Raw genomic sequence first — 15,808 nt, 5'->3', positions numbered from 1 at the left:
CCCGCCGCCTGGGTAACGAGGGCTACACCTTCGCCAACGTCAACGGCGTGCCGCAGCCGCATGATGAAGACCACACCGTCGACATCACGTTCGCCGTGGACCCGGGCAAGCGCGCCTACGTCAACCGCATCAACTTCCGTGGCAACACCAAGTCCGAGGACGAAGTGCTGCGCCGTGAAATGCGCCAGATGGAAGGTGGCTGGGCGTCGACCTACCTGATCGACCAGTCCAAGACCCGCCTGGAGCGCCTGGGCTTCTTCAAGGAAGTCAACGTCGAGACACCGGCCGTGCCGGGCGTCGATGACCAGGTCGATGTGAACTACAGCGTCGAAGAGCAGGCTTCCGGCTCGATCACCGCCAGCGTCGGTTTCTCGCAAAGCGCCGGCCTGATCCTTGGCGGCTCGATCACCCAGAACAACTTTCTCGGCACCGGCAACTACGCCAGCCTGGGCCTGACCCGCTCGTCCTACCAAAGCAAGTACAACATCGGCTTTACCGACCCCTACTTCACACCGGACGGCGTGAGCCTGGGTTACAACGCGTTCTACAACGCCACCGACTACAACGAATATTACGATGACGATAATTCGTACTATTCCATCAATAGCTATGGCGCCGGCACCTCCCTCGGCTATCCGATCAATGAAACCTCACGGTTGAATGTCGGCGTGACGGTGCAACATGACAGCATCGAACCGGGGACCTACAGCGCCGATGAGATCTACGATTTCATCGCGCGTGAAGGCAAGGACTTCACCAACTTCAAGGCCAATCTCGGCTGGTCCGAATCGACCCTGAACAAGGGCGTGCTGGCCACCCGCGGGCATTCGCAAAGCCTGAACCTTATGGCGACGGTGCCCGGCAGCGACCTGAGCTTCTACAAGATCGACTACACCGGGCAGACGTTCCTGCCGGTCAGCGACACTACCTCGCTGCGCTTGCACACCAAACTCGGCTACGGCAACAGCTACGGCTCCACTGACGGCCTGCCGTTCTATGAAAACTACACCGCCGGTGGCGAAGGCTCGGTGCGCGGCTTTGAAAGCGGTACCCTCGGCCCGCGCGATACACCGGCCACCGGCACCTATGCCAGTGCCGGCCAGGCGTACTACTCCGACCGGGACACCGAGTCACTGGGCGGCAACATACTGATCACCGGCGGCGTGGAGTACCTGTTCCCACTGCCCTTCATCAAAGACAACAAATCACTGCGTACCTCGGTGTTCTGGGACGTGGGCAGCGTCTATTCCGACAAGTGCTACCTGAGCACCACCCAGGGATGCGACGGGGTCGACCTCAGCCAGATGGCCAGCTCGGTGGGGGTCGGGGTGACCTGGTATAGCCCGCTGGGCCCGTTGAGCGCCAACATCGCCTTTCCGGTCCGAACCCCGGATAACGCTGATACGCAGGTATTCCAGTTTTCCTTGGGGCAGACGTTCTGAATGTGCTGGCCGGAACGGGTCGTAGGGCACGGAGCTGCTATCTTGGATACAGACCTGAGTAGTTGCGATCCCCGTATCCAGGTTTGAGCAATGGAGTGATGAAGTTGGAAGCAGTGGAACTGCTCGCTATGGATGAATGGGCCACATCATCTCTGCGTGGCGAGTGTGATGTGATCATCGTCAATTACAATGACGGCAGTGAACAAGCCGGTGGACGCAGGGTATTCCCCACGCCCAGGCGCGCCTTCATGCGGGCTTTCACGGCTTTCAACCTTTTTCGTCAGGCGCACCTCTGGGCTCAGCGTTTTTCTGCGATCAATCTCAAAAACCGCCAGTAACGGCCGATACCCAGGATAAGACCCCGCCACTGGGGCGCAGGACAGAACGGTAGGTCAGTCATGACAGAGATTTATTTGCTGATAGCGCACGGCACGGACCAGGGCGAAGCTTACGTGCTGGGCTGGTTCGACGACCGGAGCAAAGCCCGGGAAGTGGCCGAGCAGAAAGAATGGGAAGCGTACCGCGCCAGCCTGAAGGAGAAACACCCATGGTCCAGCCACAAGCCGCTGGCACCGGACCAGACGGACTACCGCCGCTACTGGATCAAGACCATTTCCAAATTCGAACATGTGCCAGTGCCAAGGTCCTTTGCGGTCCATTGATCATCACGCATGAATATTCGACGAAACGAGCGCTATCGGTGGCGGTCTAGACGATTAAGCCCACCTGATGAGAGCGTTACTATGTTGAAATTCCTTGGCGGTACCGTAGGTATCATTTTCCTGATTGGCCTGATCGTGGTGATTGCGCTGTTCAAGTTCATTTTTTGAGCGTGGCAGCGACGATCTTTGACTTGGGGTTCCACCTACCTGGAGAGCAGATCGCAATAAATGACAATCACAGGGACGGATAAGGCTGACTGGGAACCGCTGAACCTTGAATGGCATCAAGGCTTCGCATTCTTGGACGGTGTGCTGCTGGGCGATGGGCAAGTGCCTGATGTGTACATCATGCTCAACCCTCAAGGCACACGACCTGGCGAGTTAGCACAATGTGCCAGCGCTGGGCACTATCCGCCCTCGCCCTTGCTGGCCGGTCAGCCGGTTTGGCGGCATCGACGCAACCCTTGGGTCTTGCGCGAAGCCCAGCGTGATTACTACTTGCTTCCGGCCTACCGGGAGCGCCACGGCTACCATGCGCTGCAGCCCCTGCCGTTTCGGTTCGACAAGGGCCTGGAAAGCCTCGGCCACCAGTACTGGCGTGACGCAACCGGTGCCTATTGGTTCGGCGAGTACGCGATTACCCAAATCCACGAGGCGCGACCCGATAGGCTGGCCCTGTTGGCATCGTCCCCGGCCTCGGTGACTTCAGCGTCCGCGCTGTTCTGCGACGGTGTGCATCTCTTTTTGCAGGGGCACATTATCGCCAGCGCCACGGCGCGGGTGCGGTATTGCAACCACCCGTCCTATCGAGTGATCGACGATCAAGTCTATAGGGGCTTCAAGCCCCTGCACCAGAAGGACGGCACGCCACTGCCGGTCGCCAACCCGGACGACTTCCAGATGCTCGCCCAACGCTGGGGCACCGATGGGCAGTCGATCATCGTGCAAGCGCAGCAAGGCTCGAGCATTGCCTATGAATACTTCTACCGCATCGACAATGCCGATCTGGCGACCTTCACCGTGCTTAACGAACGCTACGCCAAGGACAAGCAACGGGCCTATTACCTGACCGGAAAAACCATTCGCTACGTGGGCGACTTCCACCTGCTCCAGTGCTGGCAGCCAGCGTTCGATGAAGGCGGCCGCGTGGTCAGCGCCAGCGAATACGAGGATGAGTATTTTGCCGTGGACGACCAGTACGTCTACGCCGCCGGGACCCGCCTGCGCGATGCCCATGGCCCGAGTTTTCGTCACTTGGGGTTCGATTATTACCGTGATCACCAACACGTCTACAGGCGCCAGAAACGCCTCGATGTCGACGCGGAAAGCTTCGTCGTGATCCAGCCCTGTCGTAATGACCAGGATTACTCGCCCGTGCTGGTCGGTGACAAGCACGGCCCGCTGGGCTCTGGCGGCATCATCGATGCGGCCATGCAAGCGGCGTGGGCGCCTTACTTCGAAGCCCATCCGCAGTTGGAGGGTTATTGGTGGCACCGCTTGCAGACACGGCCTGAAGCCGCGCAAACGCACACGGAAACGTTGCCGCTACAGGCCATCGGTCGCGGTTTTGAGCTAGGCGACCAGGTGTATTTCCATGGACGCGTGATCAACGGGCTGGACGCTGCGAGTTTCAAATTGCTGGACACGCATCTGTGCGGTGATGCCAACGGTTTGTATCTGATCCCATTCCATAACGCCGACACGGAAGTACCCGAACGTTTTTCCCCGGAATCGGCGGAACATTTTCGCTCACTGGGCTCACCCTACCTGACTGACGGAAAGACCGTGTTCTGTCACCGGGTTTTTTACCATCCCCCGGAGCCGATTCGTAGGGCCCAAGCGGCTACGTTCGAATCCTGTGGGCATGGCTGGGCGAAGGATCAGGACACGGTGTATTACTACGGTGAGGCGAAAAAAAAGCTACCTCCCTCGGATACCCGCATTCTCGGCACCTATGCTGTCAGCCCTACGCTGATCTTCTCGGAAGGTAAGCCGCTGGACGTGGCGTTCGTTCCTGATGAAGTGCGCGTGCCCCATCCCGACTTCCTGCAACTGGGCACGCGCAAGTTGTTCTGTCATCGACGCCCGTTGAGCGCCAAGCGGATCGACCTGGCCACCCTCGAGTTCCTGAATGACCGCTACGCCCGTGACCAAAATCGCCTCTATCACTACGACGGTTATGCAACCCTGACCGAAGTCGACGAAGCGCATTATCGGGAATCCCTCGGCCAGCCAGCGGCAAGCGTTTAGAACTGCGTCACAACCGTAACGCCTGCGGTGTCAAACCGGTCCATGTTCATGAGCGCATCAATCGATTGCTCAAGGCTGATGGTCTTACCCACCAGTTTTTCAGGCGCCAGCTTGCCGGACGTGATCATCTCCATCATCGCGCCGTAACGGTGAGCCTGCATGCCATGGCTGCCGCAGATCTCCAGCTCGTAGGCAATGACTTTACTCATTGGGATAGAGGGCGTGCTGTGGTCCGCCAGCATCAAACCGACCTGGACATGCCTTCCACGCCGTCTCAGATTATTGATGGAGTTGAAGCAGGTCGTTGGATGACCCAGGGCATCCAGCGAAACGTGAGCGCCACCCTTCGTAATCTCGAGTACCGCCTCGGTGACATCCGCCACCCGGCTTGCGTTGATTGTCGCGACGGCACCGAGCGACTGGGCAAGCTTGAGCTTATCGTCGGAGATGTCGATGGCGATGACGTTCGCTCCGATAGCGTGGGCGATCATCACGGCGGACAGCCCCACGCCACCACAGCCATGAACCGCCACCCACTGGCCCGCCGTGACCTTGCCTTGATCGACAACCGCACGGAACGAAGTGACGAACCGACAACCAAGGCTCACCGCCGTGGCGAAGTCCATGTTTTCCGGCAACGCAACCAGGTTCAAATCCGCCTTGTGAATCCCCACATACTCGGCGAAAGAGCCCCAATGGGTAAAACCCGGCTGAAACTGGCTGTGGCACACCTGCTGGTTGCCGCTATTGCATTCCGGACACGCGCCGCAGCCGCCGACAAAAGGCACGGTGATACGATCGCCCACCTTCCATCGGGTGACATCCCGCCCCACCTCCGCCACGATTCCCGCCAATTCGTGACCGGGCACATGGGGCAGTTGAATGTCAGGGTCATGACCTTTCCAGCCATGCCAGTCGCTTCGGCATACGCCCGTACCCAGGACTTGAACAACCACACCGTGACGCTCGGGGGTCGGGCCTTCGACTGTCATCAAACGTGGGGGTTGGGAAAAGGCTTCGTAAACTACGGCTTTCATGAGAATCCCTCTACTTTAGAAAAGCGCTCTGTCTGAATCCTGGCTCGCGGACCGACCTTGCCGCGAACCAACGCCAACAGTAACCACAAATCCCCCGACACGTAAGAATCCCTGTCACTTATAGGTTGCAGCTGTACTGATATTCGAAGGGGAAGAATACGGTATCGACCACCAGTGAGAACGGTGCGTCGATAAGCAAGAAAGGGATCAGCTTTCCTTTGGACGTGCCCACCAGCCACCAGTCAAAGCGCAGGCCAATATAGGGGCACCGATGCTTGTCGTAATCCATCCGCATCGCGGTGGCCATGCAGCCGCCTAAGCTGGCGACCAGAATCAGCAGAATCACTTTCTGTAGCACGTAATGTCCTTATTACTTCTTTGCGAAGAGCTGCATAGACGCTTTCGCTAAAAGCGAGTCACCCCTTCCAAGTCACCAACGTAGCCACCCGCAGCCTAGTTGGTGCGCTTACGCTCCATGCCGGGCGCGCAAAACGTGGACTTGAAGAAGATGCGCAATATATAAGTCGTTTTTTTACAACCACGGAAGGGATCAACAAACGATGCACAAACAACTTTTAATGGCTGCAATGTCACTGACTTTTTACTGTACCTCTGCAGCAGCCCACTCCTATTCGGACCTCAACACCCCCGACAAATCGGGTTTCATGTGGGGGCAGGTCTATCAGCATACAAAAGCAGCGTGCGGCACCTTGCCCGAAGATCTCGAAGACGACTACGCGAAAGCAATCCGACTCCTTTCGGAGGCCAGTCCTGAGTTTGGCCCAACCTATCAAGATGGCCTGAAACCCAGCGCAAAGAAGGATCCTTTGAGGTCAGTCGAGGAACTGGAGGATTTATGCGTAAAAGGTCAGGTAGGCCTTAGAACCCAGGTGAAACTCGCACGATACTGGTTTTCTGCAAAATGGTAGGCGGGCGGGCAGACCGTCGGCGTTGATTCAGAGCGCGGCACATGGGGCAGCTGAATATCAGGATCATGACCTTTCCAGCCATGCCAGTTGCTTCGGCATACGCCCGTGCCAAGGACCTGAACAACCACGCCAGCTCTGCCATTCCCATCCAGACTCGCTCTGCCGTCGCGGCATCGCCTGCAACAGTGATAGAGAGTGCTGAGGCCCTCCCGGCTCGACCATCGGCAACTGTCAGCCTGGGCAACCCCGTGGCCGATGTCGAATCACAGACCTATTCCCGACTCGGGCAACTGCCCGGCCGCCAAAAGTTTGCACCGGCTGAATCCTCGACTGCTGAACTCGGCAACGAGACACTGAATGCTGGTCAGGATTGCCGGTAAGCGGGGTATCACGGCGGACCTCAATCCGGTGTCGTCTTACGACAATGGAACAACCGTGAGCCTGTTTGATTCGACCGTCGCAGCCATCTGCATTGCCTGCGGATAAGCCAGCAAACACTCAGCGATGGCAGGCTCCAGCTCAACCCGCACTCGCCTTGTCAGGGCCCGAGCACCGAAGCGTGGGTCATGCTTTTGGCACAGCCAGTCGCTTGCCGCAACGTCCAGGACCAGCGTACGGCGATACTGACCGAGACGTTGGTTGAGTTTGTTCAGTTCGATCTGCAACAACGCTTCCAGCCATCGGGTTTCGATGCGTTGGAAAACCAGGATGCGATCAATACGGTTTAGAAACTCCGGTTCGAACCACGCGTGCAACGCCAGCTCCAACATAGCCTGCTCACCTTGTGGGGCGATGCCGAGCCAGCGCCGCCAACCGCGTGAAAAACGTTCCCTGTAGGTGGTCGCTTGCCGGGCTCCAATGTTGCTGGTCATGAAGATCAGGCTATTGCGAAAATCCAGTGTTCGGCTACCGCCCGCCAAGGTCAGTTGGCCGTTCTCAAGAATGCCCAACAAACTGCGCACCACTTCCTTGCTGGCTTTTTCCAGCTCATCGAACAGCACGATGCCTGGGCGACTGTAGGTGCCTTGAATCAATTCGCTATTGAACAGACTGACGCCCTCTTTACTCCCCACATAACCAGGTGGCGCTCCGGTGAGCGCCGCCGAGTAATGCTCCTGGGCCAAGGTGTGCATGTCGATGCGACAAAAAGCATCGGCGCGACCGTGTATGGCCAGTGCCAGCAGACGTACTATTTCGGTCTTGCCGACACCGGTCGGCCCCATGAACAGGTTCACCGTCAACGGTCTCTCACGTTCACCAATATCGACCTTAACCACGTTTAGCAACGCCTCGACCGCGCTCATGGCGTGTTCTTGGCCGACAATTCGACTGCGCAACAACGCCATGACTTGGGCGGGATTGAAGACGAAGCGTGAGGTCAACAAATCTGCTGCCGGTGATGCGCTGGTCAGGCTAGGCTGGGGGTGGTTTGGGTCGATGCGATCATTCACGAAAGGCATGGTTTAGCCTGCGTGTTTTTCTTTACCGTCGTGGGGAAGCTCTCCCACCGGGCAATGAGCCACGCCGACGGTGCTACGGGTCAGTTTTTCGACATTTTCCTGGGCTTTCTGCGCGTCCATTACCCAGGTGCGGTAAAAGTCGAACGGGCAGTCAGCCACTCCCTTGTCGCCGTCCCCGGAGTGATAGACCCCGGTGTAACCGCGATGCAGCAGCTTGAACAAATGATTCTGTGATTGGTCGTTCGCTCGCGCATCGCGGATTTGCGAAACGGATAATTGTGCGTACTGAATGCCCATTTCCTCTTCACCGCATTCGCCCAGGGTGCGACCGTCGAAGCCAATAATCGCCGAGTGACCAAAGTAGGAATAAACCCCATCGAAGCCGGCCGCATTGGCCACTGCCACATAGCAATTATTGGCCCAGGCCATGCTTTTGGACATCATCACCTGCTGCTCTTTGGCCGGGTACATATAGCCCTGGCAACGGACGATCAACTCCGCCCCTTTCATTGCACAGTCGCGCCAGATCTCCGGGTAGTTGCCGTCATCACAAATGATCAAGCTGATTTGCAGGCCCTTGGGACCCTCGCAGACATAGGTCCGATCACCCGGATACCAACCTTCTATGGGGCACCAGGGAATGCACTTGCGGTACTTCTGGACGATTTCGCCCTGGTTATTGATCAACACCAACGTGTTGTACGGGGCTTTGTGGGGATGTTCCTCATGCCGCTCACCGGTCAGTGAAAACACCCCCCACGTGTCAGCCGCACGGCACGCGGCGGAAAAGATCGCAGTTTCTTCGCCTGGAATACTGGCGGCAGTCGCCATCATCTCATCGTGGTCGTACATGATGCCCATGGTGCTGTATTCAGGAAACACCACCAGGTCCATGCCGGGGAGACCGCTTTTCATCCCCGTGATAATGTCGGCAATCTTGCGGGCGTTTTCAATGACCTCGGCTTTTGTATGCAGCCGCGGCATTTTGTAATTGACGACAGCGACACCCACGGTATCCGGGCAGCTGGAAATATCACCATGACGCATGAGATTTACCTCTGTTAATGACTGATCATCCAAGGTCTGGAGCCGGTTTTACTCTTGAGCCCCTGTGGATTTTCTTTGGTCGGGGCCAGCGGTTTGCTCGGTGCGCAACAACTGCACCCACTGGGATGACGACGGTTCTGCTGGTACTCGCCAAGCGTCTGCGGCGCGTGGGCACTTCGCTCGTTGGTCGCCATGGCCCGGCGTTGACTGCTCGCCAACGTCGTCAGTGCCGGCGCAGACAACAGCAACCGCCCTCCCGGGCCCGCGCAAGACGGGCACTGGCACGACTCGTGCCGTTGGGCCATGGGCCGCAACATTGTGAAAGAACCACAGGTTTGACATTCGTACTCATAGGTCGGCATGGCGCTCTCCAGATATTGATCGAGCTCGGGCGTGTCTCACAGGTCCGGGGCAATCGGCAGATCGATACTGCCGTCGAGGTGTTTGATGGGACCGTTGGCGTTGGGGTTGATGTCGAACTCGAAGATTTCGGTGGGTAACCAGAGGGTCGCGCAGGCGTTGGGAATATCGACCACGCCGCTGATATGCCCTTGCACCGGCGCAGAACCCAACAGGGCATAGCCTTGGGCGGGGGAATAACCAAACTTGGTCAAGTAGTTGATCGCATTCAGGCAGGCCTGGCGATACGCGATATTCACGTCCAGGTAGTGCTGTTTGCCGGCTTCATCCACCGAGATACCTTCAAAGATCAGGTAGTTCTGGTAGGTCGGGATGATCGGGCTGGGTTTGAACACCGGGTTCTTGATCCCGTACTTGGCCATGCCGCCCTTGATCAGTTCGACTTTCATATGAACCCAGCCGGCCATCTCGATAGCACCGCAAAAGGTGATCTCGCCGTCGCCCTGACTGAAGTGCAGATCCCCCACCGACAACCCGGCGCCTTTGACGTAGACCGGGAAGAAAATCTTCGAGCCCCGGGACAAGTCCTTGATATCGCAGTTACCACCATGTTCACGCGGTGGCACGGTGCGCGCGCCCGTTGCCGCGGCATCATCCCGGGCCTGGCCCTTGAGCTTGCCCATGTGTGCGGTGGCGGCCAGCGGCGCGTTGGCCAGGGGCGGCACGCGGGTCGGGTGGGTGTCGATCAGTTCCTGCTCACGGCGGTTCCAGTCGCCGAGCATTACCGGGTCGGGCAGGCAACCGATCAATCCGGGGTGGATCAGGCCGGCAAAGTTGACCCCGGGAATGTGCCGCGAGCTGGTAAACATGCCTTTGAAATCCCAGATGGCTTTCTGTGCGCTGGGAAAGTGATCCGTGAGGAATCCGCCACCGTTCTGCCGCGAGAAGAAGCCGTTGAAGCCCCACATCGATTCGGCCTTAGCGCCGATGTCCAGCAGGTCGACCACCAGCAGATCCCCCGGCTCGGCGCCGTGCACGCCCACTGGACCGGACAGGTAGTGCACGGTGGACAGGTCGACGTCACGCACATCCGAGGCGTCGTCGTTGTTCTTGATCGCGCCAGCGGTCCAGTCGTAAGTCTCAAGAATAAAGTCATCCCCCGGCGTGACCCAGCAGGCCATGGGAATGTCCGGATGCCAGCGGTTGTGGATCTGTTCGTTCTCGGTGGCGGGCTGGTTGAGGTCGACTTTGATCAAGGTATCGGTCATGGCGAAGCTCCTGAACATTAGGGATGTACCGCGTTGGAACCAGTCTCGAATGGCGGCACGAATCGGCCAATACGTTGGATGACGTACCCCTTTGAGCTGGCTTGCCAGCTGCTACAAGGGGGTCGATCGCGCCTATACGCAGAGGTAGCGACTGATGGTGGATTCGTCGACCTTGTCCCGGGTCTCCTCAATCACGAAGCGACCCTTCTCGATCACCAGGAAGCGGTCGGCGATTTCCAGGGTGAATGACAGCACCTGCTCGGAGACCACAATGGTCAGGTCGCGCAGGTGGCGGATCTCTTTCAAAGTGCGGGCGATGTCCTTGATGATCGACGGCTGGATGCCCTCGGTGGGTTCATCGAGCAACAACACCTTGGGATTGGTCGCCAGTGCCCGGGCAATCGCCAGTTGTTGCTGCTGCCCGCCCGAAAGGTTGCCACCCTTGCGCGAGCGCATGTCGTGGAGCACCGGAAACAACGCATAGAGGTCTTCGGGCACCTGGCCCCGGGCCGATGCCGGCAGGCCGGTCTGTATGTTTTCCAACACCGTCATGCTAGGAAAAATCATCCGCCCCTGAGGCACATAGGCGATGCCGTGCTCCACCCGCTCGTGGGTTTCCAGATTCGAGACTTCCTGACCATCGACGCTGACCTGCCCCCGCCACTGCGGAAGGATGCCCATCAAGCTCTTGAACAGCGTGGTCTTGCCCATGCCGTTGCGTCCCATCACGGCGACGATTTCGCGTTTGGCCACGGCCAGGTCGAGGTCGTGAAGGATCTGACTCTGGCCGTAACCACAGGACAGCTTGTCTACGTTGAACATGCCTGCTTCCTCAATGGCCTAAATAGACTTCGATGACTTTCGGGTTGTTCTGCACCGACTCCATGCTGCCCTCGGCCAAGACCTTGCCCTGATGCAGCACCGTGACCTTATGGGCGATGCTCTTGACGAATTCCATGTCGTGTTCGATCACCAGCACCGAGCGGCCCTGGCTGATGCGCTTGAGCAGTTCCGCAGTCTGTACGCGCTCGTTGACGCTCATCCCTGCGACCGGTTCATCGAGCATCAACAGGTCAGGGTCCTGCATCAGCAGCATGCCGATCTCCAGCCACTGCTTCTGGCCGTGGGACAGCAGGTCGGCCTGTTGCTGCAACAGCTCGCCGAGAAAGATCTCCCGCGCCACCTCTTCAACCCGGGCAATCACTGCGACACTGCGTTTGAAGAACAACGCGCCAAACACCTTGCGCCCGGCCGGGTAGGACATCTCCAGGTTCTCGAACACCGTGAGGTTTTCGTAGATCGACGGGTTCTGGAATTTGCGCCCGACACCGGCACGGACGATGTTGTACTCGCGCATCTTGGTCAGTTCCTTTCCATCGAACTGGATGCTGCCGCTGGTGGCGCGGGTCTTGCCGCAGATCAGGTCGAGCACCGTGGTCTTGCCTGCGCCGTTGGGCCCGATCACCACCCGCACTTCATTGCGGTCGATGTACAGGTTGAGGTTGTCCACGGCCTTGAAACCGTCGAAGGACACCGTCAGCCCCTCGATAACCAGCACCGGCTTGTTCATCTGAAAACCTACGGCGGTCATGGCTGCGTCTCCAGCGAAGGGCGTTCAGAAGCAGGGGTCGGCGGTGCAGTGCGCGACGTCTCCGGCAGAGGCGCGGCAAAGGCAGCTTGCTGCGGGGTACGCCGCAATAAACGGCCAAGGGCCTGGCGGCCATGGCTGTCCCAGAGTCCGGCCAAACCATTGGGGAAGTACATGACCACGGCAATGAACAGCCCGCCCATCAGGTACAGCCACAATTCGGGGAAGGACTCGGAGAAATAGGTCTTGCCGTAGTTCACCAGCAAGGCCCCATACACCGCGCCGAGCAGCGACATGCGCCCGCCGACAGCGGCAAAGATCACCATCTCGATGGATGGCACGATGCCGACGAACGAAGGCGACATGAAGCCCACCTGCAAGGCGAACATGGCGCCGCCTATGGCCGAGAAGGCAGCGGCGATGCAGAACACGAAAATCTTGAAACTGGCCACGTCATAACCGGAGAAGCGCACCCGCTCCTCTTTATCGCGCATCGCCATCAGCAGCCGCCCGAGCTTCGACGCAAGGACGAAACGGCCAATGAAAATGCAGCCGAACAACAAGGCCGCGTTGATGAAGTACAGCAGCAGCTTGGCGCTGTCACTGCGCAGGTCCCAGCCGAGCAGCGTCTTGAGATCGGTGATGCCGTTGACTCCGCCGGTCAGGCCCTGCTGGCCGACGATCAGCACCGTGAGAATCAGCGCGATGGCCTGGCTGACGATAGAGAAATAAACATCCCCCACCCGCCGCTTGAACAGCGCCATGCCAATGATGAAGGCCAGCACTACCGGCACCAGGATCACCGCCAACAGGGTGAAGCTGAAACTGTGGAACGGTACCCAGAGCCACGGCAGTTCGGTGATCTGGTTCCAGTCCATGAAATCCGGAATGCCCGGCGTCGACTGGATTTTGGTGCTCTGCGGGTCGGAGGCTTCGAGCTTGAGAAACATCGCCATGCAGTAGCCGCCGACGCCGAAGAACACCCCTTGCCCGAGGCTGAGAATGCCGCCATAGCCCCAACACAGCACCAGGCCGACAGCGACGAAGGCATAGGTCAGGTACTTGCCCACCATGTTCAGGCGAAAGGCATCCAGGGTCAGCGGGAAGACCACGAGAATGAGCAGCGCCAACAGGGCCACGCCCAACAGGTTCTGCTTGCCCGCCAGCATCTTGTCTAAAAGCTTCATTGGCTCGCCTCTACTTGCGCACTTTGATGGAGAACAACCCTTGAGGGCGCAACATCAGGATCAGAATCACCCCGGACAGGGTCAGCACCTTGGCCATCGAACCACTGAGGAAGAACTCCGAGATCGATTGGGTCTGGGCAATGACGAACGCCGACGCAATAGTGCCGAACAGGCTTTGTGCGCCGCCGAAGACCACCACCAGGAAGGTGTCGACTATGTACTGCGAGCCCGCGGTGGGCCCGGTGGAGCCAATGGTGGTAAAGGCCGCGCCGGCCACCCCCGCGACTCCACAACCGAGGGCAAAGGTCATGCGGTCGACCTTGCGCGTGTTGATGCCCACGGCACGGCTCATCAGCCGGTTTTGCACCGTGGCCCGCACTTGCAGGCCCCAGCGTGAGCGATAGAGCAAGAGAAAAATGGCCGCGGTGAGCAGCAGGGTCAGGGCCATCATGAACAGACCGTTGCGCGGGATCTCGATGGACTCGGTGAAGTTGAACGAGCCCATCAGCCACTCCGGCGGCGTGGCGCTGACTTCACGGGCGCCGAACACCGAACGGAAGGTCTGCTGCATCACTAGGGACAGCCCCCAGGTCGCCAGCAATGTGTCCAACGGACGCTTGTAGAGCCGACTGATCATCGCCCACTCCACCAGCCAGCCGATGGCCCCGGCCACCAGAAACGACAGGGCGATGGCGATGAAAAAATAATAGGGTTGAAACCACGGGGCGAAATGACTGGTCAGGCTCGAACAGACATAGGTGGTGTAGGCGCCGATCGTGAGGAACTCGCCGTGGGCCATGTTGATGACCCCCATCTGGCCGAAAATGATCGCCAGCCCCAATGCCATCAACAGCAGCACACAGAACACGGACAAGCCGTTGAACCCCTGCATCGCCGCGATGGCACCAAATTCCGATAGCCATTCCATGATGATGGACTCCTGCTTGGAGGGAGGATGTGGAAAAACGCTGGAGCTCCATCGCCGGCAAGCCAGCTCCTACAGAGTGTTGGAGTCGGCCTGCCGCGATGGCCCAGACCTTACTGATAGCCTTTAGGGAACGGATTCGGCTCGATCAGGTCGGACTCGTACACCACTTTGAACTGGCCATCGGGCTGCACTTCACCGATGCGGGTCTTGCTCCACAGGTGATGGTTTTCATGCACTTTGACGTAGCCTTCAGGCGCGGTTTTCAACTCGATGCCCGGCGAGGCTGCAACCACTTTGTCGACATCGAAGCTGCCGGCTTTTTCCACCGCGGCCTTCCACAACCATGGGCCCAGGTACGCGGCCTGGGTCACGTCGCCGATCACCGAATCCTTGCCGTACTTGGCCTTGAAAGCGTCGACGAAGGCTTTGTTGTTGGGGTTGTCCAGGCTCTGGAAGTACTTCATCGAGGCATAGAAACCGGCCATGTTCTCACCGCCGATGCCCAGCAACTCATCTTCGGTGACCGAGAGCGTGAGCAAGGTCTGCTTGGCCGAATTGACACCCGCCGCATTGAGTTGTTTGTAGAAGGCCACGTTGGAGCCACCCACCACTGCCGCGAACACCACGTCGGGCTTCTTCAACTTGACTTTGTTGATCAGCGAACCGAACTGGGTGTTGCCGAGCGGGTAATAGTCTTCGCCGACCACGGTGCCGTGCAGCACGTTTTCAATGTGCTTGCGGGCAATCTTCATCGAGGTGCGTGGCCAGATATAGTCCGATCCCACCAGGTAGAAGGTTTTGGCGCCTTTGGTCTTGGCGATCCAGTCGAGGCTGGCGAGGATTTGCTGGGTGGCTTCCTGGCCCGTGTAGATCACGTTCTTCGACTGCTCCAGCCCCTCGTAGAAAGTCGGGTAGTAGAGCAGGCCGTTTTCTTTCTCGAAGATCGGCAGCACAGCCTTGCGCGACGCCGAGGTCCAGCAGCCGAACACCGTGGCCACCTTGTCGTTGACCAGAAGCTTCTTGGCCTTCTCGGCGAAGGTCGGCCAGTCGGAGGCGCCGTCTTCTTGGATCACCTTGATCTGCCGACCGAGGATGCCGCCTGAAGCGTTGATCTGCTCGATGGCCAGGCGTTCGGCCTGGATCGAACCGGTCTCGGAAATCGCCATGGTGCCGGTGGCCGAGTGCAACTGGCCGACCGTGACTTCAGTGGCGGTCACCGCCAGGCCGGTGCTATTGGCCTCGTCGGCCCATACACCCTGGCTGAACACACTGGCAGCCAATAGCGACAGGGCCGCCGCCCCCAGCGCCAGGCGGCGCGGCAACAGGCCTTTGGTCCGGATCAATCGTGGTTCCATGCTGCTACTCCTCTGCGGTGACGCTGACAGCTCGCCTTGGGGCGGCCGGCAACGGTGGTGGCATCAGCATGGCGGCGCGGATCGGCGACGGGTATACGCAGCCTGACGTAAGCGCATACGTCATTTGACGTAGGGAAAAATGCACCAAGGCGGCGCAGGCTATCGCTCCAGGCCCCGCCTGAACGGCACTGCGCGGACGCGCGCGCAGGCAACAGTTGGCGCGGCAAGACGGCGCGGTGCAGGGCATGAAAATTGCTCGGCTATCCGCCACGGGCACACCCGCCAGGCACGGAGC

At 59.0% G+C, this 15,808-nt stretch carries 16 protein-coding genes and 1 pseudogene; 5 read left to right on the top strand and 12 right to left on the bottom strand.

The features are described from left to right. From bamA to IB266_RS03210, 4 genes are all read left to right on the top strand, one after another. A partial coding sequence (gene bamA / locus IB266_RS03225; RefSeq protein ID WP_192260093.1) for an outer membrane protein assembly factor BamA occupies positions 1-1,442 on the top strand: 1,442 nt, incomplete at its 5' end. Between the two features lie 104 nt (positions 1,443-1,546). Next, complete coding sequence (locus IB266_RS03220; RefSeq protein WP_225613381.1) at positions 1,547-1,780, top strand: hypothetical protein; 234 nt, start codon at positions 1,547-1,549, stop codon at positions 1,778-1,780. A gap of 60 nt (positions 1,781-1,840) precedes the next feature. Next, positions 1,841-2,104 (top strand): hypothetical protein, encoded by a 264-nt coding sequence (locus IB266_RS03215; protein ID WP_003203536.1) that lies wholly within the window; start codon positions 1,841-1,843, stop codon positions 2,102-2,104. Between the two features lie 228 nt (positions 2,105-2,332). Then, positions 2,333-4,354, top strand: a complete 2,022-nt coding sequence (locus IB266_RS03210) for a DKNYY domain-containing protein (RefSeq protein ID WP_192260091.1) — start codon at positions 2,333-2,335, stop codon at positions 4,352-4,354. Here the strand turns inward: IB266_RS03210 and IB266_RS03205 are convergent. Together IB266_RS03205 and IB266_RS03200 are read right to left on the bottom strand one after the other, a co-directional pair. Then, entirely contained in the window at positions 4,351-5,391 is a 1,041-nt protein-coding gene (locus IB266_RS03205) for a zinc-dependent alcohol dehydrogenase family protein (protein ID WP_192260089.1), read from the bottom strand. The genes IB266_RS03210 and IB266_RS03205 overlap by 4 nt on opposite strands. Before the next feature lie 118 nt (positions 5,392-5,509). Continuing rightward, a complete protein-coding gene (locus IB266_RS03200; protein WP_092442125.1) occupies positions 5,510-5,749 on the bottom strand; it encodes a YceK/YidQ family lipoprotein in 240 nt (79 codons plus the stop codon). Positions 5,750-5,951: 202 nt separating this feature from the next. Here IB266_RS03200 and IB266_RS03195 point away from each other — a divergent pair, with 202 nt between their 5' ends. After that, positions 5,952-6,320 (top strand): hypothetical protein, encoded by a 369-nt coding sequence (locus IB266_RS03195; protein ID WP_192260087.1) that lies wholly within the window; start codon positions 5,952-5,954, stop codon positions 6,318-6,320. 26 nt (positions 6,321-6,346) lie between these two features. Here the strand turns inward: IB266_RS03195 and IB266_RS31030 are convergent. The 10 genes and pseudogenes from IB266_RS31030 to urtA all read right to left on the bottom strand — a co-directional run. Then, positions 6,347-6,457: pseudogene (locus IB266_RS31030) on the bottom strand (alcohol dehydrogenase); the annotation flags it as partial. 279 nt (positions 6,458-6,736) lie between these two features. Beyond that, the gene (locus IB266_RS03185) at positions 6,737-7,780 is read right to left on the bottom strand and encodes an AAA family ATPase (protein ID WP_192260085.1); all 1,044 of its coding nucleotides are present in this window, start codon (positions 7,778-7,780) and stop codon (positions 6,737-6,739) included. A 3-nt stretch (positions 7,781-7,783) separates the two neighbouring features. After that, positions 7,784-8,827: an aliphatic amidase gene (locus tag IB266_RS03180; protein ID WP_192260083.1), complete on the bottom strand. Its 1,044-nt coding sequence runs from the start codon at positions 8,825-8,827 to the stop codon at positions 7,784-7,786. Positions 8,828-8,841: 14 nt separating this feature from the next. Further along, positions 8,842-9,189, bottom strand: coding sequence for an FmdB family zinc ribbon protein (locus tag IB266_RS03175; protein ID WP_192260081.1), 348 nt, complete (start codon positions 9,187-9,189; stop codon positions 8,842-8,844). Between the two features lie 36 nt (positions 9,190-9,225). Then, positions 9,226-10,455, bottom strand: coding sequence for a formamidase (gene fmdA, locus IB266_RS03170; protein ID WP_192260079.1), 1,230 nt, complete (start codon positions 10,453-10,455; stop codon positions 9,226-9,228). A 132-nt stretch (positions 10,456-10,587) separates the two neighbouring features. After that, positions 10,588-11,277, bottom strand: coding sequence for an urea ABC transporter ATP-binding subunit UrtE (gene urtE, locus IB266_RS03165; protein WP_063320404.1), 690 nt, complete (start codon positions 11,275-11,277; stop codon positions 10,588-10,590). Between the two features lie 10 nt (positions 11,278-11,287). After that, on the bottom strand, positions 11,288-12,046 hold the full coding sequence (gene urtD / locus IB266_RS03160; protein ID WP_192260077.1) for an urea ABC transporter ATP-binding protein UrtD: 759 nt from the start codon (positions 12,044-12,046) through the stop codon (positions 11,288-11,290). Then, entirely contained in the window at positions 12,043-13,230 is a 1,188-nt protein-coding gene (gene urtC / locus IB266_RS03155; RefSeq protein WP_192260076.1) for an urea ABC transporter permease subunit UrtC, read from the bottom strand. Before urtC ends, urtD begins: the two co-directional genes overlap by 4 nt. A 10-nt stretch (positions 13,231-13,240) precedes the next feature. Beyond that, positions 13,241-14,158, bottom strand: coding sequence for an urea ABC transporter permease subunit UrtB (gene urtB / locus IB266_RS03150; RefSeq protein WP_063320401.1), 918 nt, complete (start codon positions 14,156-14,158; stop codon positions 13,241-13,243). Between the two features lie 110 nt (positions 14,159-14,268). Further along, on the bottom strand, positions 14,269-15,513 hold the full coding sequence (gene urtA / locus IB266_RS03145; RefSeq protein ID WP_058542510.1) for an urea ABC transporter substrate-binding protein: 1,245 nt from the start codon (positions 15,511-15,513) through the stop codon (positions 14,269-14,271). Positions 15,514-15,808 lie beyond the last annotated feature (295 nt).

The sequence above is a fragment of the Pseudomonas sp. Pdm06 genome, assembly GCF_014851795.1.
Classification (GTDB): Bacteria; Pseudomonadota; Gammaproteobacteria; order Pseudomonadales; family Pseudomonadaceae; genus Aquipseudomonas; species Aquipseudomonas fluorescens_AA.
Note: the sequence above shows the minus strand (reverse complement) of the source record. Positions and strands in the feature narration are given on the sequence as shown.

Coding starts and splice junctions, on each gene's coding strand:
- IB266_RS03175 (WP_192260081.1), bottom strand. CDS start 9,189: ATGCCGACCTATGAGTACGAATGTCAAACCTGTGGTTCTTTCACAATG.
- IB266_RS03205 (WP_192260089.1), bottom strand. CDS start 5,391: ATGAAAGCCGTAGTTTACGAAGCCTTTTCCCAACCCCCACGTTTGATG.
- IB266_RS03195 (WP_192260087.1), top strand. CDS start 5,952: ATGCACAAACAACTTTTAATGGCTGCAATGTCACTGACTTTTTACTGT.
- IB266_RS03210 (WP_192260091.1), top strand. CDS start 2,333: ATGACAATCACAGGGACGGATAAGGCTGACTGGGAACCGCTGAACCTT.
- urtC (WP_192260076.1), bottom strand. CDS start 13,230: ATGAAGCTTTTAGACAAGATGCTGGCGGGCAAGCAGAACCTGTTGGGC.
- IB266_RS03215 (WP_003203536.1), top strand. CDS start 1,841: ATGACAGAGATTTATTTGCTGATAGCGCACGGCACGGACCAGGGCGAA.
- urtA (WP_058542510.1), bottom strand. CDS start 15,513: ATGGAACCACGATTGATCCGGACCAAAGGCCTGTTGCCGCGCCGCCTG.
- IB266_RS03180 (WP_192260083.1), bottom strand. CDS start 8,827: ATGCGTCATGGTGATATTTCCAGCTGCCCGGATACCGTGGGTGTCGCT.
- urtB (WP_063320401.1), bottom strand. CDS start 14,158: ATGGAATGGCTATCGGAATTTGGTGCCATCGCGGCGATGCAGGGGTTC.
- urtE (WP_063320404.1), bottom strand. CDS start 11,277: ATGTTCAACGTAGACAAGCTGTCCTGTGGTTACGGCCAGAGTCAGATC.
- IB266_RS03185 (WP_192260085.1), bottom strand. CDS start 7,780: ATGCCTTTCGTGAATGATCGCATCGACCCAAACCACCCCCAGCCTAGC.
- urtD (WP_192260077.1), bottom strand. CDS start 12,046: ATGACCGCCGTAGGTTTTCAGATGAACAAGCCGGTGCTGGTTATCGAG.
- fmdA (WP_192260079.1), bottom strand. CDS start 10,455: ATGACCGATACCTTGATCAAAGTCGACCTCAACCAGCCCGCCACCGAG.